The sequence below is a fragment of the Arthrobacter sp. 05N429 genome, from assembly GCF_056397045.1.
The window spans coordinates 101,876-119,170 of the sequence record NZ_JBFTMQ010000003.1 but is presented as its reverse complement, the minus strand read 5'-3'; the positions used below and the strand labels follow the sequence as shown (position 1 = coordinate 119,170).

17 protein-coding genes are annotated in these 17,295 nt (G+C 67.4%); 3 read left to right on the top strand and 14 right to left on the bottom strand.

What is annotated here, in order from left to right:
• Positions 1–15: 15 nt before the first annotated feature.
• The 13 genes from AC1DF4_RS07525 to AC1DF4_RS07465 form a co-directional block, all read right to left on the bottom strand.
• Entirely contained in the window at positions 16–531 is a 516-nt protein-coding gene (locus AC1DF4_RS07525; RefSeq protein ID WP_476912296.1) for a tetratricopeptide repeat protein, read from the bottom strand.
• Positions 531–1,622 (bottom strand): 3-dehydroquinate synthase, encoded by a 1,092-nt coding sequence (gene aroB, locus AC1DF4_RS07520; RefSeq protein WP_476912295.1) that lies wholly within the window; start codon positions 1,620–1,622, stop codon positions 531–533. The genes AC1DF4_RS07525 and aroB overlap by 1 nt, the downstream gene beginning before the upstream one ends.
• Positions 1,619–2,158 (bottom strand): shikimate kinase, encoded by a 540-nt coding sequence (locus AC1DF4_RS07515; RefSeq protein ID WP_476912523.1) that lies wholly within the window; start codon positions 2,156–2,158, stop codon positions 1,619–1,621. Before AC1DF4_RS07515 ends, aroB begins: the two co-directional genes overlap by 4 nt.
• A 62-nt stretch (positions 2,159–2,220) precedes the next feature.
• On the bottom strand, positions 2,221–3,420 hold the full coding sequence (gene aroC / locus AC1DF4_RS07510; protein WP_476912294.1) for a chorismate synthase: 1,200 nt from the start codon (positions 3,418–3,420) through the stop codon (positions 2,221–2,223).
• Positions 3,421–3,445: 25 nt separating this feature from the next.
• On the bottom strand, positions 3,446–4,351 hold the full coding sequence (locus AC1DF4_RS07505; RefSeq protein WP_476912522.1) for a shikimate dehydrogenase: 906 nt from the start codon (positions 4,349–4,351) through the stop codon (positions 3,446–3,448).
• Positions 4,348–6,111 (bottom strand): endolytic transglycosylase MltG, encoded by a 1,764-nt coding sequence (mltG, locus tag AC1DF4_RS07500; RefSeq protein WP_476912293.1) that lies wholly within the window; start codon positions 6,109–6,111, stop codon positions 4,348–4,350. The genes AC1DF4_RS07505 and mltG overlap by 4 nt, the downstream gene beginning before the upstream one ends.
• Positions 6,095–6,706 (bottom strand): Holliday junction resolvase RuvX, encoded by a 612-nt coding sequence (gene ruvX, locus AC1DF4_RS07495; RefSeq protein ID WP_476864785.1) that lies wholly within the window; start codon positions 6,704–6,706, stop codon positions 6,095–6,097. Before ruvX ends, mltG begins: the two co-directional genes overlap by 17 nt.
• A 10-nt stretch (positions 6,707–6,716) precedes the next feature.
• Complete coding sequence (gene alaS, locus AC1DF4_RS07490) at positions 6,717–9,395, bottom strand: alanine--tRNA ligase (RefSeq protein WP_476912292.1); 2,679 nt, start codon at positions 9,393–9,395, stop codon at positions 6,717–6,719.
• Between the two features lie 151 nt (positions 9,396–9,546).
• The gene (locus AC1DF4_RS07485) at positions 9,547–9,813 is read right to left on the bottom strand and encodes a DUF6167 family protein (RefSeq protein WP_224046623.1); all 267 of its coding nucleotides are present in this window, start codon (positions 9,811–9,813) and stop codon (positions 9,547–9,549) included.
• Between the two features lie 20 nt (positions 9,814–9,833).
• Positions 9,834–10,208 carry a DUF948 domain-containing protein gene (locus AC1DF4_RS07480; RefSeq protein WP_224046624.1) on the bottom strand — a complete coding sequence of 125 codons (375 nt, stop codon included), beginning with the start codon at positions 10,206–10,208 and terminating at the stop codon, positions 9,834–9,836.
• A 145-nt stretch (positions 10,209–10,353) separates the two neighbouring features.
• Positions 10,354–10,980, bottom strand: a complete 627-nt coding sequence (gene rpsD / locus AC1DF4_RS07475) for a 30S ribosomal protein S4 (RefSeq protein ID WP_224046625.1) — start codon at positions 10,978–10,980, stop codon at positions 10,354–10,356.
• Between the two features lie 229 nt (positions 10,981–11,209).
• On the bottom strand, positions 11,210–11,608 hold the full coding sequence (locus tag AC1DF4_RS07470; protein ID WP_476912291.1) for a cupin domain-containing protein: 399 nt from the start codon (positions 11,606–11,608) through the stop codon (positions 11,210–11,212).
• A gap of 235 nt (positions 11,609–11,843) precedes the next feature.
• Positions 11,844–13,292, bottom strand: a complete 1,449-nt coding sequence (locus tag AC1DF4_RS07465; RefSeq protein ID WP_476912290.1) for a replication-associated recombination protein A — start codon at positions 13,290–13,292, stop codon at positions 11,844–11,846.
• A 63-nt stretch (positions 13,293–13,355) separates the two neighbouring features.
• On the opposite strand from AC1DF4_RS07465, the gene AC1DF4_RS07460 reads away from it, so the two are divergent.
• Both AC1DF4_RS07460 and AC1DF4_RS07455 read left to right on the top strand, forming a co-directional pair.
• On the top strand, positions 13,356–14,003 hold the full coding sequence (locus tag AC1DF4_RS07460; protein WP_476912289.1) for an acVLRF1 family peptidyl-tRNA hydrolase: 648 nt from the start codon (positions 13,356–13,358) through the stop codon (positions 14,001–14,003).
• A gap of 214 nt (positions 14,004–14,217) precedes the next feature.
• The gene (locus AC1DF4_RS07455; protein ID WP_476912288.1) at positions 14,218–14,745 is read left to right on the top strand and encodes a hypothetical protein; all 528 of its coding nucleotides are present in this window, start codon (positions 14,218–14,220) and stop codon (positions 14,743–14,745) included.
• Between the two features lie 115 nt (positions 14,746–14,860).
• Here AC1DF4_RS07455 and AC1DF4_RS07450 read toward each other — a convergent pair whose 3' ends face one another.
• A complete protein-coding gene (locus tag AC1DF4_RS07450) occupies positions 14,861–16,567 on the bottom strand; it encodes an HNH endonuclease signature motif containing protein (protein WP_476912287.1) in 1,707 nt (568 codons plus the stop codon).
• A gap of 376 nt (positions 16,568–16,943) precedes the next feature.
• On the opposite strand from AC1DF4_RS07450, the gene AC1DF4_RS07445 reads away from it, so the two are divergent.
• The gene (locus tag AC1DF4_RS07445) at positions 16,944–17,276 is read left to right on the top strand and encodes a DM13 domain-containing protein (protein WP_476912286.1); all 333 of its coding nucleotides are present in this window, start codon (positions 16,944–16,946) and stop codon (positions 17,274–17,276) included.
• Positions 17,277–17,295 lie beyond the last annotated feature (19 nt).

The window sequence follows — 17,295 nt, the reverse complement described above, 5'->3', positions numbered from 1 at the left end:
GTCCCCGGCCCGGTTTCAGGAGGCGAGATCCAGAACGTCCCGGGCGCGCTGCAGCGCCACGGTGGAGGCGTAGATCAGTGCCGCGTCGGCGGAACCGGCAACCCGCAGGTCCAGCGCTTTCGCGAAGGATTCGACGGCGGCGGCAATGTTGCCGCTGGCGAAGTAGGACCGGCCGAGGTGCTGGCGGACGGCGGCCTCGTCCAGCGTGCCGTGCGTTTCCGCCAGCAGCTGGCGGAACAGTTCAACCGCCCGGTCCAGCCGGTGGGAGACCCGCAGGATGTCCGCTTCGAAGATGCGCAGGCGCAGCGAGGAAGGGTCGCTGTACCGGGCCTCGGCGAGCAGCTCGGCGGCCTCGGCGGCGTGCCCCTCGACGAGGCGGACGAAGATCAGGTCACCGGGATCGGTCGAGGCTGCCAGCGCCGCGGCGCAGGTCTCCTCGTTGACGATTTGCGGTACAAGGCTGTCCGGGTTGATCTTGATCCCCGGAAAGCCTGCATCCGGCCAGTCGCTGGTGCCTGTGACGAAGGGCATCAGGAGGCGATCTCCTGGTAGGCGGCGAAAAGCAGCGAGGTGTCCGGGACGTCGAGGATGCCAGGGCGGCCCACGCCGTCGAGCACAACGAAGCGCAGCAGGTCCCCGCGCGACTTCTTGTCCCGCCGCATACCGTCGAGAAGGGCCTGCCAACGGTCGCGCCGGTAGGTGATGGGAAGCCCGAGGCTTTCCAGGATGCTGCGGTGCCTGTCGGCGTCGGCGTCGCTGAGGCGGCCGACGCTGCGTGCCAGCTCGGCGGCGAACATCATGCCGACGGCGACGGCAGCGCCGTGGCGCCAGGAGTAGCGTTCGGCGAGTTCGATCGCGTGGCCAAGGGTATGGCCGTAGTTGAGGATCTCCCGCTGCCCGGTTTCCTTCAGGTCCTCGGAGACGACCCTGGCCTTCACCGTGACAGCGCGTTCGATGAGTTCCCGGACGGCGTCCGAGCGGGGATCGGTGACGGCGGCCGGATCCTTTTCGATCAGCTCGAGGATGGCCGGATCGGCGATGAAGCCGCACTTGATGACCTCTGCCATGCCGGAGATCATCTCGTTCTTCGGCAGGGTGTCCAGGGTGTCGAGGTCCACGAGGACACCGGCCGGAGGGTGGAACGCCCCGACGAGATTCTTGCCTTCGGCGGTGTTGATGCCGGTTTTTCCGCCGACGGAGGCGTCCACCATGCCGAGCAGGCTGGTGGGCATGTGGATGACCTTGACGCCGCGCAGCCAGGTCGCGGCCACGAAGCCGGCCAGGTCGGTGACCGCCCCGCCGCCGACGGCGACCACGGCGTCTGAGCGGGTGAAGTCGTTCTGGCCGAGCACCTGCCAGCAGAAGGAAGCCACCTCGATGTGCTTGCCTTCCTCGGCGTCGGGGATCTCGGCCGTGAGGGCCGTGAAGCCGGCTGCGGCAAGTTCTTCCCGGACGGTGTCGCCGGTGAGGCGCAGCGCGCGGGGATGGATGACGAGGACACGCTTGACCCGCTCGCCCAGCAGCCCGGGCAGGCTCGCCAGCAGGCCGCGGCCCACAACGACGTCGTAGTTCTCGCCGGGCGTCTGCCCGGTGACCTTGATGACGGTTGATTCGGTGATCACTTTTCAACTTCCTTTGTCCCCGATGGGGTGGCTTCTGCCGCTGATGTTCCAGCGGCGTACCTTTGCAGCGCTTCTTCCAGCCGTCGGGCGAGGTCCTGGACCGTTCCGGTCCGCACATCCAGGACGACGTCGGCCAGCCGTTCGTAGACCGGCCGCCGGGTGGCGAACAGCGTCTTCCATCGTTCCATGGCGTCTCCGGCGAGCAGCGGCCGGCCGGAATTCCGGGCGATGCGTTCCGCCACGGTGTCCGCATCGCACTCGAGGTAGGCCACCGTGCAGTGTTGCAGCAGTTGCTGGGTGCCGGAGTCCAGCACAGCGCCGCCGCCCAGCGAGATTACCGTATTGCGGCCCTGCGCGTCTTCAATGGCCCGTGCGACGGCCCGGGCTTCAAGCTCGCGGAAGGCGTGCTCGCCCCGGCTCGCGAAGATCTCCGCGATGGATCCGTGGTTCGCCACCACCACAACGTCGGTGTCCACGAACGAGGCTCCCAGCTGGTGGGCCAGCTGGTGTCCGATCGCCGATTTGCCCACTGCCATGGGCCCGATCAGCGCGACGGGCCGGGCAGTGGTCCCTGCCGCCGCCGGAATGTCGGCCGGCACTAGTGGCCGATCGAGTCCAGGGACGCCGGAATGTTGTCCAGGTAACCCTTGATGTTGCGGGCGGTTTCCTGCACGGAATCGCCGCCGAACTTTTCGGTGACTGCCTCGGCCAGGACGAGGGCCACCATGGCCTCGGCCACGACGCCGGCGGCCGGGACGGCACAGACGTCGGAGCGCTGGTGGTGGGCCTTGGCGGCCTCGCCGGTGCTGACGTCGACGGTCTTGAGCGCGCGGGGCACGGTGGCGATGGGCTTCATGGCTGCGCGGACGCGGAGCACGTCGCCGATGCTCATGCCGCCTTCGATGCCGCCGGCGCGGTTGGAGGTTCGGATGATCCTGCCGTCGGAGTCCTTGACGATTTCGTCGTGGGCGGCGGAGCCGCGGCGGGACGCGGTGAGGAAGCCGTCTCCGACCTCGACGCCCTTGATGGCCTGGATGCCCATCAGGGCGGCCGCCAGCCGTGAGTCGAGGCGGCGGTCCCAGTGGACGTAGCTGCCCAGTCCGGGCGGCAGTCCGTAGGCGAGGACCTCGACGACACCGCCGAGGGTTTCGCCCTCCTTGTGCGCGGCGTCGACCTCGGCCACCATGGCGTCGGAGGTTTCGCGGTCGAAGCAGCGCAGGGGGTCGGCGTCGAGGGCCAGGACGTTGCCGGGGACCGGCAGCGGCCGGCCTTCCGGGACGGCGGTGCTGGCGATCGACACGGTATGGGAGACCAGCTCGATGCCGAGCTGTTTGAGGAACGCGGAGGCGACGGTGCCGAGCGCCACCCGGGTGGCGGTCTCGCGGGCGCTGGCGCGCTCCAGCACGGGGCGGGCCTCGTCAAAGCCGTACTTCTGCATGCCGGTAAAGTCCGCGTGGCCGGGCCGGGGGCGCGTCAGCGGGGCATTACGGGCCTGGTCGGCGAGGATTTCCGGGGCCACAGGATCGGAGGACATGATCTGTTCCCACTTGGGCCATTCGGTGTTGCCGACCTGGATGGCGACCGGGCCGCCCTGGGTCAGGCCGTGGCGGACGCCGCCGAGGATAGTGACAACATCCTGCTCGAATTTCATCCGGGCGCCGCGGCCGTACCCGAGCCGCCTGCGGGCCAGCGAATCGGCGATCTGCGCGCTGGTGAGTTCAACACCGGCGGGCACGCCTTCAATAATTCCGACCAGGGCCGGGCCATGGGATTCTCCGGCAGTCAACCAACGCAACATAGATCCATCCTGCCATGTAAGGCGGTTAGAACACCCGTCGGGGCGCCCCGACTGCGTCACACATCACATCTATGACTTCGGCCGGCATGGCCTCACCGAGGCCGGTGAAATGGCGGACCTGTTCCACAGCCTGGTAGATGAGCATCTCGAGCCCGGGGACCACGGTGCCGCCGGCTTCCTGCCAGGCGGACGCGATCCGGCTGGGCCAGGGATCGTAGGCGACGTCGAGCAACACCCCGGGCCGGATCTGCTTCTCCGGGCGCAGCGCGAAGGCCTGCGCCAGTTCGTCGGCCAGCGGATCGGCAGCACGGGGCGGCAGCGTGGAGATGACGACGTCGGCCGCGGCGACGGCGGCGGCCGCTCCGTCGAGGGGCAGGATCCGGATCGCCAAGCCCACGGCGGCGGCCGCCGCTCGCGCCTCCGCGGCGCGGCCGACATCGCGGACAAAGATGTCCGCGTCCGGTGCGCCCAGCTCCTTCAGCGCCGCGATGGCAGCCGCTGACGTGCCGCCGCCGCCCAGGACGACGGCGGTGGGCGCGGACGCGGCGCCCGCGTGGCGGAGCGCGTTGACGATTCCGGCGACGTCGGTGTTGTAGCCCACCAGTCGGGTGGCGCCGGCGGCCGCACCGGGGGCCGGGCGCTCAAAGGCGACGGTGTTGACAACTCCGAGGGCGCGGGCAACGCCGCGGACCTCATCCAGCTCCCGGACCATGCCGGTTTTCAGCGGCATGGTGACCGACAGTCCGCGCCAGCTCTCCCCCTGCCGGACGTCCTCACGGACGCTGGCCATGAAGGCCGGGAGCGCGTCCTCGGTCACGTCAATCGCCGAGTAGTCCAGCTGCACGCCAAGACGGGCATAGGCGGCCCGGTGCAGCGCCGGGGACTTCGAATGGCTGATCGGGTGCCCGAGCACGGCGGCCCGCAGCGTCATACGCAGCGTCCGGGGTTGTCGTTGCACCAGGCGTTGTACCTGGCAACGTACGTGTTGTGCTCCGCCAGGGTCTTGGCGAACAGGGTCTCCTTGGTGTCCAGGTTGATGGTCACCCAGTAGAGGTAATCGTTCGTCTTGGGCTTGGCGGCCGCGTCGATGGCCGTCTTACCGGGCGAGCCGATCGGCCCCACCGGAAGGCCCTGGTTGGCGTAGGTGTTGTACAGGTTGGACTTGTCGGCCTTCTGCGTCTCGTCAATGTGGAAGCTCTTGATGCCCAGCCCGTAGGTCACTGTGGCGTCCGACTGGATCAGCCCGTTCGTCTCGGTGTTGTTCGGCTTGAGCCGGTTGTAGATCGCGCCCGCCACATCGCCGTATTCGGCCTGGCCGCCCTCGGCCTGCACGATACTGGCGACCGTGACGACGTCGTACTGCTTCGCGGGATCGGTGACGCCCTGCGACTTGAGCTCGTCGAGGGTGGTGGTGACGAGCTTCTGCACCACGTCCTTGGCCGGGGTGCCGAGCGGGAACCGGTACTCGCCGGGAGCGAGGAAGCCCTCGAGGTTCTTGGCCTTGGCCGGCAAGCCGAACTGGGCGGGCGACTCGTTGAGCGCCTTGAGTTCCGCGACCGGAACTCCCGAGCCCTCGGAGATGGCCTGGAGCGATTCTCCGATCCTGAGCCCGGCGCTGAGGGCGAAGTACATGACCTTGCCCTGGTCCTTGTTCAGCAGCACGGCCACGGCGTCGGAGTTCTTCATCTCATTGCGCATGGTGAATTCGCCGGGGGCCAGCGCCCCGCCGGCGGCGAGGAAGTCCCGGAGGAAGGCGTCGGCGTTCGCGACGACCTTCTTCTCCTGGAGCTGGGTGGCCACGGACTTCGGCCCCGCGCCCTCGGGCACGGTGATGATGACCTGGCCCGTTCCGGGGCCGGGGTAGTCGGCGACCGTATCGCCGCCGAGGAGGGGTTTCAGGAACTGCGCACCGACTGCGATCGCGATGACAAAGACCGACAACGTCAGCAACAGCGCAAGGAACCGGCGCCGGCGTCGGACCTTCTTGGACGGGCCCTTGGACGTGCGGATGGCGGCACCTCCGGCCATCACAACATGGCCGTCTTCTTCGTGGTGGTATTCGGCGGGCTGGCCGTCCGCGCCATCGTAGGCATAGTGCGCATCGCCGGTGGCGTGCTCGGCGTGGTCGGGGTGGAACTCAGCGTCATGGCCGTGATCGTAGGCGGCCGGGACGTCAGCTTCATAGTGGGCGGTGTCCCCACGGGCAACCCCGCCGGCGTGCACGTGCACAGGCTCTTCGTGGGCCGGGGCGTAGTAGGCGGGCTCTTCGTGCACGGGCTCTTCGTAACCAGGCGCTTCGTAAACCGGCTCGTGATGCACGGGCTCGTGCGCAGCCTCTTCGTGGACCGGCTCTTCGTGGAACGGCTCTTCGTGCACAGGCTCTTCATGGACTTGCTCTTCATGCACGGTCGGCGCTGCTGCGGGCACGTCCGGTGCGTCGGCAGCTTGCATCGGCCCGGGCTGCGTCGGCCCGGCCTGGAAAGCGGCCTCGGGGGCGGTGTCCCGCCCGGTCCCGGCGCGCGGCCCAGCTGCCGGAGTATCCTCGCCCGTCTCGAAGGCCTGCGGCGGGATAACGTCCTGGCTTTGGGTCACCTGGGACTTCTCCTGGGCCCTGATCTCCTTGCGCGTCAGCGGTCGGCCGGCGCCGCCGAGAGCATCACCGGAGGAGTCGTCATTATTGACCGGGCTCACTGTAGCCTTCCATTTTGGGCAGAATGCGTTGTGCAGATTGCGTGTCTGGTCCCGGAGTGGCCTGAGCGCCATCCCCGGTCGGCCCCGGCGCGGACTCCGCGTATACGCGGCTTCCGACCTCCGTCCCCCTGGCCTTTTGCATATCGATCGCTTGTTGCAGGATACCTGCGGCCGCAACCTGATCAACAACCTTACGGTGATTTCGGCTGCTCATGCCAGCTTCGTGCAGGTTCCGGTGGGCGGTCACGGTGCTCAGCCGCTCATCCACCAGCCGTACCGGCACGTCGGAACCGCTCTCCCCCAGTTTACCCGCCAGTAGCTTCGCATAGTCGGAAGCCATCCGGGCCGAGGCATGTTCCTCGCCCTTCATCGTCCGCGGAAGGCCAACGAAAATTTCCACCACGCCGAGTTCCACGGCAAGGGCCGCCAGAATCCGCACATCGGTGTTCTTCTTCGCGTTCCTGTCCAGCGTGCGCAGAGGCGTGGCAAGGATGCCGTCACGGTCGCAGACCGCCACGCCGACCCGGACGGTGCCGACGTCTACCCCGAGTTTCACACCCTGGGGGTAGTCGCCGGGCACAGCAGCTTCGTTCATGGCTCGTCCGCTAACGCCTGGTAATGGCGTCCACGACGGCGTCGAGTGCCGCGCCGACCTTGGCTGCATCGGTGCCGCCGCCCTGGGCGACGTCGTCCTTGCCGCCGCCGCCGCCGCCGAGGATCCCGGCGGCGAGGCGCACCAAGGCGCCGGCCTTGACGCCTGCATCTCGTGCCGCCTCGTTCGTGGCGATCAGGATGACCGGACGATCGTTGCTGACACCGGCGACCGCAACGGCTGCCGGCTCGGAGCCGAGGCGGGTCCGGAGGTCCAGGGCCAGACCGCGCAGGTCGTCAGCCCCACTGACCTGGCCGGCGTCGTGCTCGATGACCTTGACTCCGGCGGCATCCCTCGCGGTGCCTACGAGCTGCGCGGCTGCCGCCGTGAGCTGTTCCTTGCGCAGGCGCTCCAGTTCCTTTTCGGCGGTCTTGAGCTTGGTCAGGGTGGTGGCAATGCGGTCCGTCAGGAGACCGGAGGGAACCTTCAGCATTTCGGTGAGTTCGGTGACGAGGGCGCGTTCGGCCGCGAGGTGCCGGAAGGCGTCCATGCCGACGAAGGCCTCTACGCGGCGGTTTCCCGAACCGACTGACTGTTCCCCGAGCAGGGACAGGCTGCCGATCAGCGAGGTGTTTTCGACGTGGGTGCCGCCGCAGAGCTCACGGGACCAGGCGCCGTCGATCTCCACGACGCGCACTTCGTTGCCGTAGTTTTCGCCGAAGAGCGCCATGGCGCCAAGGGCCTTGGCCTCGGCGAGGCCCATAACCTTCGTCTCCACCCGGTAGTTGTTGCGGATCGCGATGTTGGAAACTTCCTCGATCTCCGAGCGCGTGGCCGGGCTCAGGCCTTCACCCCAGGCGAAGTCGAAGCGCAGGTAACCGGCCTTGTTGAAGGAGCCGCGCTGCAGCGCTTCCGGGCCGAGGATCTGGTGCAGGGCCGCGTGCACGATGTGCGTGCCAGTGTGGGCCTGCTCGGCGGCGTGCCGGCGTTCCCGGTCCACGGCCGCCTGGACGAGGGAGTCGGCACCGATTTCGCCCTCGCGGACGATTGCCTTGTGCACGCTCAGGCCCTTGATGGGGCGCTGGACGTCGAGGACCTCGACGACGAAGCCGTCGCCGGTGATCAGCCCGGTGTCGGCGGCCTGGCCGCCGGCTTCGGCGTAGAACGGGGTCTCGGCCAAGACGAGTTCGATTTCTTCGCCCGTGGAGGCCTGGGAAACCTTGCGTCCGCCGGCGAGGATGCCGCGGACCTTGGATTCGCCGTTGAGTTCGGTGTAGCCGGTGAAGACGGTCTCACCGGCGGAGAGCAGTTCCTGGAAGGCGCTGAGGTCCGCGTGGGAGCCCTTCTTGCCCTTGGCGTCGGCCTGGGCGCGCTGGCGCTGTTCCAGCATGAGCTTGCGGAACTCCGGCTCGTCGACCTTCAGCCCGGCTTCTTCGGCCATTTCGAGGGTGAGGTCGATCGGGAAGCCGTAGGTGTCGTGCAGGGCGAAGGCGTCGGCGCCGGAAAGCGGCTGGCCGGCGGCCTGGGATTCCTTGACGGCGTCTTCGAGCCGGGCGGTGCCGGAGGCGATGGTGCGCAGGAACGCCTTCTCCTCGGCGTACGCGATCCGGCTGATCCGGTCGAAGTCTGTCTCCACGATCGGGTAGACGCCCTTCATGGCGTCGCGGGAGGCGGGCAGCAGCTCCGGCAGGCAGGCCTTTTCGACGCCGAGCAGGCGCATGGAGCGCACGGCGCGGCGGATCAGGCGGCGCAGGACGTAGCCGCGGCCTTCGTTGGAGGGGGTGACGCCGTCGGCGATCAGCATGAGGGAGGAGCGGATGTGGTCGGCGACCACGCGCATCCGGACGTCGTCCGTGTGGTGCGGGTCCGCGGCGGACTCGGCGGAAGTGTATTCCCGGCCGGACAGTGCGGCGGCCCGGTCGATGACGGGGCGGACCTGGTCCGTTTCGTACATGTTCTCGACGTCCTGGAGGATCATCGCGAGGCGCTCCATGCCGAGACCGGTGTCGATGTTCTTCTTGGGCAGTTCGCCGGTGATGTCGAAGTCGACCTTGGAGCGCACGTTGTCGATCTGGTACTGCATGAACACGAGGTTCCAGATTTCCACGTACCGATTCTCGTCGGCGATCGGTCCGCCCTCGACGCCGTACGACGGGCCGCGGTCGTAGTAGATCTCGGAGCAGGGGCCGGCCGGGCCGGGCTGGCCGGTGGACCAGTAGTTGTCCGCCTTGCCCATCCGCTGGATGCGCTCGGCGGGCATGCCGGTGTTCTTGAGCCAGAGCTGCTCGGCCTCGTCGTCCTCTTCGTAGACGGTGACCCAGAGGAGCTCGGGCGGCAGGCCGTAGCCGCCGTTCTCAACGCTCGTGGTGAGCAGTTCCCAGGCGAACTTGATGGCGTCTTCCTTGAAGTAGTCGCCGAAGGAGAAGTTGCCGCACATCTGGAAGAAGGTGCCGTGGCGGGCCGTCTTGCCGACTTCCTCGATGTCGCCGGTCCGGATGCACTTCTGCACGCTGGTGGCGCGCTTGTAGGGTGCTTCCTCCCGGGCGGTCAGGTAAGGGATGAACGGGACCATGCCGGCCACTGTGAACAGCAGGGAAGGGTCGCTGGAGACCAGGGAGGCGGAAGGAACCGCCGTGTGGCCCTTGCTGACAAAAAAGTCGATCCAGCGCTTGGTGATCTCCTGCGACTTCATGAGCTGATTACTTACCCTTCAATATTCACTGTGTTTATGTTCACTACGTTCGGCGTTCACGCGTGTAGTCCGCGGAACGGTCTGGTCGCGGCCTGCGGCCGTGCGGGCGGTCCTTGTTCCGGGTGCCGCCGATTTTCTCATTCTCTCCCGGCTAGCGCCGGACTGCATCCTTGCCGGCGGAGCTCTTGCTGACGGCCTTCTCCAGGCCGGCGTCGATCCCCAAAGCCCCCCGGAGTTCAGTCTCGCGTTCGTTCATGCCCTCGCGGACGGCGTCGGCGAAGTCGTACAGTCCGTCGGCGAGCCTGCCGACGGCCCGGTTAAGGCCCTCGGGGCCCAGGTTGGACTGCGCTTCTGTGATCTTGCGGAACGCGATGACGCCGATGGCGACGCCGATTCCCATCCAGATGATTCTGTTCATGTCAGGTTCTCCAGCGAGGCTTAGCGGCTACGGCGGCCGGTGGCGGGCTTCTTGCGGGCGGTGAAGGCCGAGCGCACGCCGTAACTGAAGGACGCGACCTTGATCAGCGGCGACCCGACGGTGGCGGCCATAAGCGAGGACAGCGCCGAGATGTTGGCGGACGCGTCGGAGACGTTGTTCGCGATCCCGTCGACCTTCTTCAGCTGCTCGTTGGTGGTGGAGACGGTGGCAGTGACTTCGTCCATCAGCGGGGTGGCCCCGTCGCTGATCGAACGGATGGAGGTCCGAACTTCGTCGAACACTCCCCCGAGCTTGAGGATCGGCACGGCAAGCAGCAGGACCAGCAGTGCAAACACTCCGGCCGCGATCAGGCCGGCAATATCGCCACCAGTCATAGTCGTTCATCTCCTTGTTGCGTCATGTACCTGCGGGCGGATCCGGCTGACACAGCCGGCAACCGCAGAACTCCCCCAAGTACCTTACATACAAAGAAGCCCGTGGCGCTTGCCACGGGCTTCTTTGAAAGGTGTCGCGTTGGATCTAGCGTGCGTAGAATTCCACGACGAGCTGCTCTTCGCAGGTCACGGGGACCTCAGAGCGCTTGGGGCGACGAACCAGGCGTGCCTGCAGGGCGTCAAGCTTGACGTCCAGGTATGCCGGAACCATCGGCAGGACGTCGCGGTGAGCGCCGGCTGCTGCAACCTGGAACGGGGGCATGGTCTCGCTGCGGCTGTGAACGTGGACCAGCTGGCCCTCGGAGACGCGGAAAGACGGGCGGTCAACGCGGATGCCGTCAACCAGGATGTGGCGGTGGACTACCAGCTGGCGGGCCTGGGCGATGGTGCGGGCGAAGCCGGCACGCAGCACGAGGGCGTCGAGACGCATTTCGAGCAGTTCGATCAGGTTTTCACCGGTCAGGCCCTTGGTGCGGCGTGCTTCTTCGAAGGCACGGGTCATCTGGGCTTCGCGGATGCCGTACTGGGCGCGCAGACGCTGCTTTTCGCGCAGACGTACCGCGTAGTCGGAGTCCTGCTTCTTGCGGGCACGGCCATGCTCACCGGGGCCGTACGGGCGGCGCTCCATGTACTTGGCGGCCTTGGGGGTCAGAGCAATGCCGAGTGCACGCGAGAGGCGTGCGGTACGGCGAGCACGAGTGTTGTTAGCCACTTGTGTCCTTCCAATATCTGCGGTGTGTCAGTGTTACTGGCCTCCACGATGGAGAGCATCGGCCAACCGCTGCCTTTTGCTACTGGGCACAGGGCAAACCCATCAAATGAGCATCGCAACCAACGTGCAATGCCGGAATCAGGTGGATTGTGCGTCTGTGCCTTGCCAGACAACGAACAAGCCTACCACGCTGGCGCCTGCAGCCCGTCAGTCCGGTCAGGGCAGCCGGTCAGGTCCTGGCGTGCACGCCCCGGCTGCTCCGCCGCCCGAAGGACGCGGCACCCAGGAATTCCACGGCGACGAACGACGCCGGCCCTGCAACCCATTCATCGTGGCCGGGCGGAATCGTGTAGGTGTCGTTCGGACGGATCGTGGTCCGCAGCCCGTCGGAGGATTCCACTTCCATCATCCCCGAGATGCAGAACCCGAGGTGGTGGTGCTGGCACAGCTCGGTCTGTTCGAAAGGTCTGATCGACTCGGACCACCGCCATCCCGGTCCGAGAATGAGCCGGGCCACCGAGTAGTCGTTCACGGTCACGAGATCGAATTCGGCGTTCTCCGGGCACCGCTTCTTGTCCGGTACATCGAACGACTTGACTGCCAGGGCTGTGACGAAATTTAAGGACATGGAAACACGACCTAGGAAACTTGGACGGTGAAGCCCGGTGCTGAGCCAGGCTACTGATGGGCCGGCCGCTGACCTGAGGTCCGGGAAGCGAAGAGCCGGCGATGTGTGCTGCTTGCCGCGTGTCTAAGTGCGGCCGGGCGGTGACAGCACGCACGTTCAGCAGATTTTTGCTGATCTAAATCCACGTTAGACCTCACCGTCGGGAAGTCAACGGGCAGTTTCCTGCGGCTGCCGGCTACTTGCCGCGGATGATCTTTCGCAGCCGCTCCAGCCGGGTGGAAATGTCCCGCTCGGCGCCGTTGGCGGTGGGCTCGTAGTAGTTGCGGCCGACCAGGTCGTCCGGCGGGTACTGCTGGGTGGCCACGGAGTGGGGTGCGTCGTGGGCGTATTTGTAGCCCTGCCCGTGGCCCAACTGCTTGGACCCGGGGTAGTGGGCGTCGCGCAGGTGGGCTGGGATGCCGTTGCCCAGGCCGGCGCGGACGTCGGCGATCGCCTGGTTGATGCCCAGGTACGCGGCGTTGGATTTGGGTGCGGTGGCGAGGTGGACCACGGCCTCGGCCAAGATGATGCGGCCTTCCGGCATGCCGATGAGCTGCACGGCCTGGGCGGCGGCGACGGCGGTCTGCAGCGCCGTCGGGTCGGCCATGCCGACGTCCTCGGCCGCGGAAATGACGATGCGCCGGGCGACGAACCTCGGGTCCTCCCCCGCCTCGAGCATCCGGGCGAGGTAGTGCAGGGCGGCGTCGACGTCGGAGCCCCTGATGGACTTGATGAAGGCACTGGCGACGTCGTAATGCTGGTCGCCCGCGCGGTCGTAGCGCACCGAGGCCACGTCCAGGGCACGCTCGGTGTGCCTGAGTTCGATCTTCACCGTGTCGGGCCCGGCAGCGCCGGCAACCCCGGCGATTCCATCAGTTCCGTCGACGTCGTCCGCGTCACCGAACGCGACGCCGGCCGCCGCCTCGAGCGCGGTCAGCGCCCGTCGGGCGTCGCCGCCGGAGAGCCGGACGAGGTGCGCCAGGGCCTCGTCGCTGAGTTCCACCTTGCCGCCGAGCCCTCGGTCGTCCGTTGTGGCCCGCACCAGCAGCCCCTCGACGTCGGCGTCGGTGAGCGGCTTGAGGGTCAACAGCAGGGAGCGTGAAAGCAGCGGGGAGACGACGGAGAAGGAGGGGTTTTCGGTGGTCGCGGCGACCAGGACCACCCAGCGGTTCTCGACGCCGGGCAGCAAGGCGTCCTGCTGGGCCTTGTTGAAGCGGTGGATCTCATCCAGGAACAGCACCGTGGTGGTCTTGAAGAGGTCACGGGCGGTGAGCGCTTCGTCCATGACGCGGCGGACGTCCTTGACGCCGGCGGTGATGGCGGAGAGCTCGACAAACTTCCGGCCTGGCCCCTTGGCAATGACGTGCGCGAGCGTGGTCTTGCCGGTACCGGGAGGCCCCCAGAGGATCAGTGAACTGGGGCCCGCGGGGCCGGTGGCGTCCGTGCCGGCGGCGAGCTGGCGCAGCGGCGAGCCTTGGCCGAGGAGGTGCTGCTGGCCCACGACGTCGTCGAGCGTCCGCGGCCGCATCCTGACGGCGAGGGGGCTGCGCGGGGAGACTCTGCGGCCGTCGCCGGATTCGTCGGCGTCGCCGTCATCCTCGATAGCGGCGCCGCTGTCCCGCCCTGCACCAAAGAGATCATCCACATAGATAGGCTACTTCTAGTTCCCGCCCGCCCAGACACTCACCCCACAACGGAGACCCGCGCCATGACAACCCCCGAGTCCCGTGTGGCGTTCGTCTCCGGCGCCCGGCTGCCGGGGTGGGTGGAGCGCTTCGCCGCGAGCCACGGCACACTGGTCGAACAGGAGCTCGACGGCGGGCTGCAGCTGAGTGCCGGGGACGGCGCCGTGGCCCTGCTGCAGTCGCCGTGGCCGGCGGACGGTCGTCCCGGCCGCGGCGGCGACGCCGTCGCCCGGCTCGCTTCCCTGGCGTCCCAGCCGCGGGGCATCGGGGCCGTATTGGTCCGACGGGGCGGCTACTCGGTCGCGGTGGTGAGCGGCGGCGCTGTGCTTGCATCCAAGACCGGCACGCGGCATGTCCAGTCCCGGACGGCTGCCGGCGGCTGGTCGCAGCAGCGTTTTGCCCGGCGGCGGGCGAACCAGGCCGATGCGCTGGTGGAGGCGGTGGCGGAGCATGCCGCGCGGATTTTCGCGGATCACCGGATCGAGTACCTGGCTCCGGGCGGCGACCGGACCCTTGCCGAGCAGGTCCTTGCCGAACCGGCGCTGAAGCATTACGTCGCGCGGCCGAGGCTGGCGTTCCTGGACGTGCCGGATCCGCGCGCGGCAGTGCTGAAGAAGGCAGCGGCGGACCTGTGCGCGGTGCGGATCCTGGTGACGGATCCGCCGGCGTAGGAGCGGCTACGGGGGTAGGGATTGATCCCACGTTCCCGGACCCGGAAGCAGAGGGAACCCTGTGGATGTACCACGTGAGGCTCATGGGCGCCGACGGCGGCGGCCTCGACGAATCCCGACGGCTGGATGCCCTCCCGAGTTACGACCCGCTGGGGACAAGGGATCTCACGACTGACCGCCCGCCCTCACTGCCGGGGCATGGAAGGATTCACTTATGACTATCGAGAATGATGATGCCAATCTCCCGGCGCTAACGGATCCACAGGGCATTGACGCCTCGACCGAAATCCGCCGTGGCTGGGACCACGTCGGGGCCATAATTGTCGATGCGACCCTGCAGCGACGGCAGAACTATCACGAGACCGTCCTGCCTCGCGTTGTCGCCCTGGTTGAGGCCTGGCCGGATGCCGCCACGACCAGCGGATTCCGCAGCCGCCTCGATACGGGGAAGCTCTCGGATGTCATCAACTGGCCGTCGCCTGGCCGTCTTGCGCAGGTTGAGGACATCACCCACGTGTTCGAGCGTCAGGGCATCGAAACGGTAATGGACCTCCGCGTGCGGTTCGGTGAAGACGCCACGAGAGGCGCTCTCCGGGAGGAACTGGCGGCCGTGCGGCATGTCAGTCCGAAAACTCTTGATTACATTGAGACCCTGAGCCGAACCACTACGGGTGCGGCCGCCACGTCCCCTGGCGACGACAATGAACAACGAACCGCTCCCCCAGGCGTCGACGCGGGCTGACTGGTCACGTAGTCGCCCCAAGCGCGCCATTTGTCGTGCCTAGCGCCCTCCGGGGGGCCAAGCCGGTGCGCGTCCTGTGCGAACGAACTCTCTGAATGGGCACGCAACGAGTGATTCAGGCGTGTTGGATCAGGAGGTATTCCGGATACGGGTCCCAGCTGGGCTCCGGCCGGCCCAGATCGTCTATGTCTGCGGCGGCCCATCGGTGCCCGGCCGTGAATAGGTGCCAGTCCGGTAAGGGGTCCGAGGGCAACCAGGAATCGGGATCAGGTTCGCGGTCCTCGCGTGGGCACTGGCCCAGGAGCGTGTCGCTGTCGGTGTCCGTATCCGTCGCCGGAAACTGGTCCGGCCAGCAGGGCGCTTCCCAGTCCTGGTGTTCGCTGCGGTAGTGCCGACCCGATGGTGAAATCCAGCCCGGCGGGCTGTCCTTACTGGCCCCGGCAGGTGTCCACGCAGAGCCGTGTTTGAGGCGGTGGTGCTTGGGGCACGGCTGTCCCAGGTTGGCGATCCCGGTGGTGCCTCCGTCGGCCCAGGCCAGGAGATGGTCCGCCTCGTTGTCCAGGGAGGGGTTGCTGCAGCCGGGGAACGGGCACTTCCCGTCGCGGAGCCGTAGCCATTGGCGCTGGGCCTTCGTCAGACGGTAGCTGGTCCGCCCGATTTCCAGCGGCGCACCGTCCCGGGGGTCGGTGAGGACCCGGTAGAACGAGCCGGCGCCGTCTGCGATCAGGCGGCGGGCCATGGACGGCGGGATCGGCCCGTACCCGTCCAGGACTGCCGGTTCATCGCTGGCGCCCATGAGGGACATCACCGGGACGGTGACCAGGACCTGCGCCCGCGGCGACGGAACACCGCCGGCCGCGCACTCGCCCAGACCGGCTCCGCCGGCGGGCAACGCGCCATTGATCCCGTCCGGAGTTCCCGTGTCCGTGCTTGTGGTCCCGGAGCTGGAGGTTCCGTTGCCGGTGAGGAGCAAGGTGGCGGCGATGTCGGCGCGGAGTTGGGCCAGCGTCCGTGCCTCGTCCGGGCCCTGCAGGGCCCGGGCGGCGGCGGTGGTCCGTTCCCAGATCCCCGCCGCCGTGTCGGCCGGGAGGTAAGTGTTGAGCCAGGCCATCCCGTCCCGGTCCGGGACGAACTCCACCCGCCGGTCCGTAGCACTCTTGGTGTGGCGTCGCTCAATGCTCACCGGGTGGTGGCGTTCCCGCCACGTGCGGGCCTTGGCGCGGAACCGTCCCGGCACTAGCTCCCCCGCCGGACACCCGCGCGCCGGGTCCGGCGCGGCCGGGTCCAGGAAGTGCGCCTCCAGCGCGGCCGACCCGGCCGGGTCAAGGCTGCTGGTTTCGTCGACCATGATCCGGGCGTGCTGCCACGAGACCGTCCCCGCCTGCAAAGCATCAAGGGTCAGCGGCAGCGCCGTCGTCAAAGCCTGGGAATCGCACAAGAGGGCACCGGCGGACCGTTCGCTCACGGTCAGGACACACGCGACCTCGGCCACCAAAGCCATCTCCCAGGCGGTCGCCTCCTGCGGGGACGCCGCGGGCGGGGCCAACGCCGTGGCCGCCCGCACGTACTCCGCAGCCAGCCGCACCTTCAACGCCGCCGTCCGCGCCTCCATCCGGGCCACCTCGGCGAGCCCGTCCAAACACGCATCCGCCAGATCCCGCAACGGATCAGCGTTCCCCGAATCCACGCGGTTCGGGTCAGCTGCGGGCGAATCGGTTCGGGTTGAATCAGAGCCGATCACCCCCGCCAGCACAGCGGCCGATGCAGCGATGGCCGCCAGGGCCTCCCTGCATTCCGCACTCCACGCTGCCGTGCTTTCCACACTCACATCACACCACGAGGCCACGACATTTTATGACCGCGGCAGAGCTCCCCAGGGGCGTGGATTACACACTGGCTGAAATCAAAGATGGGCAGAAACCCGGTACGCCTAGGGCCTCCTATAGGCGGCGGTGAATCTTAGGTGATACGGGCTGTGATTGACTCGGATGAAAGCGCTCACCGGGTGAGGCACCGCGTCCAAAGTTATTCCTTGGGGGAACATGAAAATAGTTAAGACAACGCTGACTGCCGCTCTTTTAGTAGCCCTCGCCGGATGTACATACCAAGAGCCAACGGAAGACACGGGGGCCACCGCACCCGTCGCCGCCACGTCAGCCTCCAGTCCCGACCAGCCGCAGGTGCTTTCGGGATACTTCGTGTCACAAGCAGCTATGACGCGTGGCAATGTCGCCCTGACGGTGACGGCCTCGAAGGTAGAACTGGAGCTCGCCGAATTCTCGACCGGAGATGGCGATGATCTATTCGTGCATCTCAACCCTGGAACGTTGGAGCCCACGGCCACCGGGGAGGTTGGACTCAGTTCCCCAGAAACCTTTGTTGTGGCACCGCTAAAGTCACCGATGGGCACGCAGTATCACGATCTGACTGCCGAGTGGCAGTCATTACCGAAGATCAGAAGCGTCACCATCTACAGATACAGCTCCGAGGTCCAGGTAGCCTACGGCACGGCAAATCTCGCCGAGCGTTAACAGTAATGTTCGCCGCCTC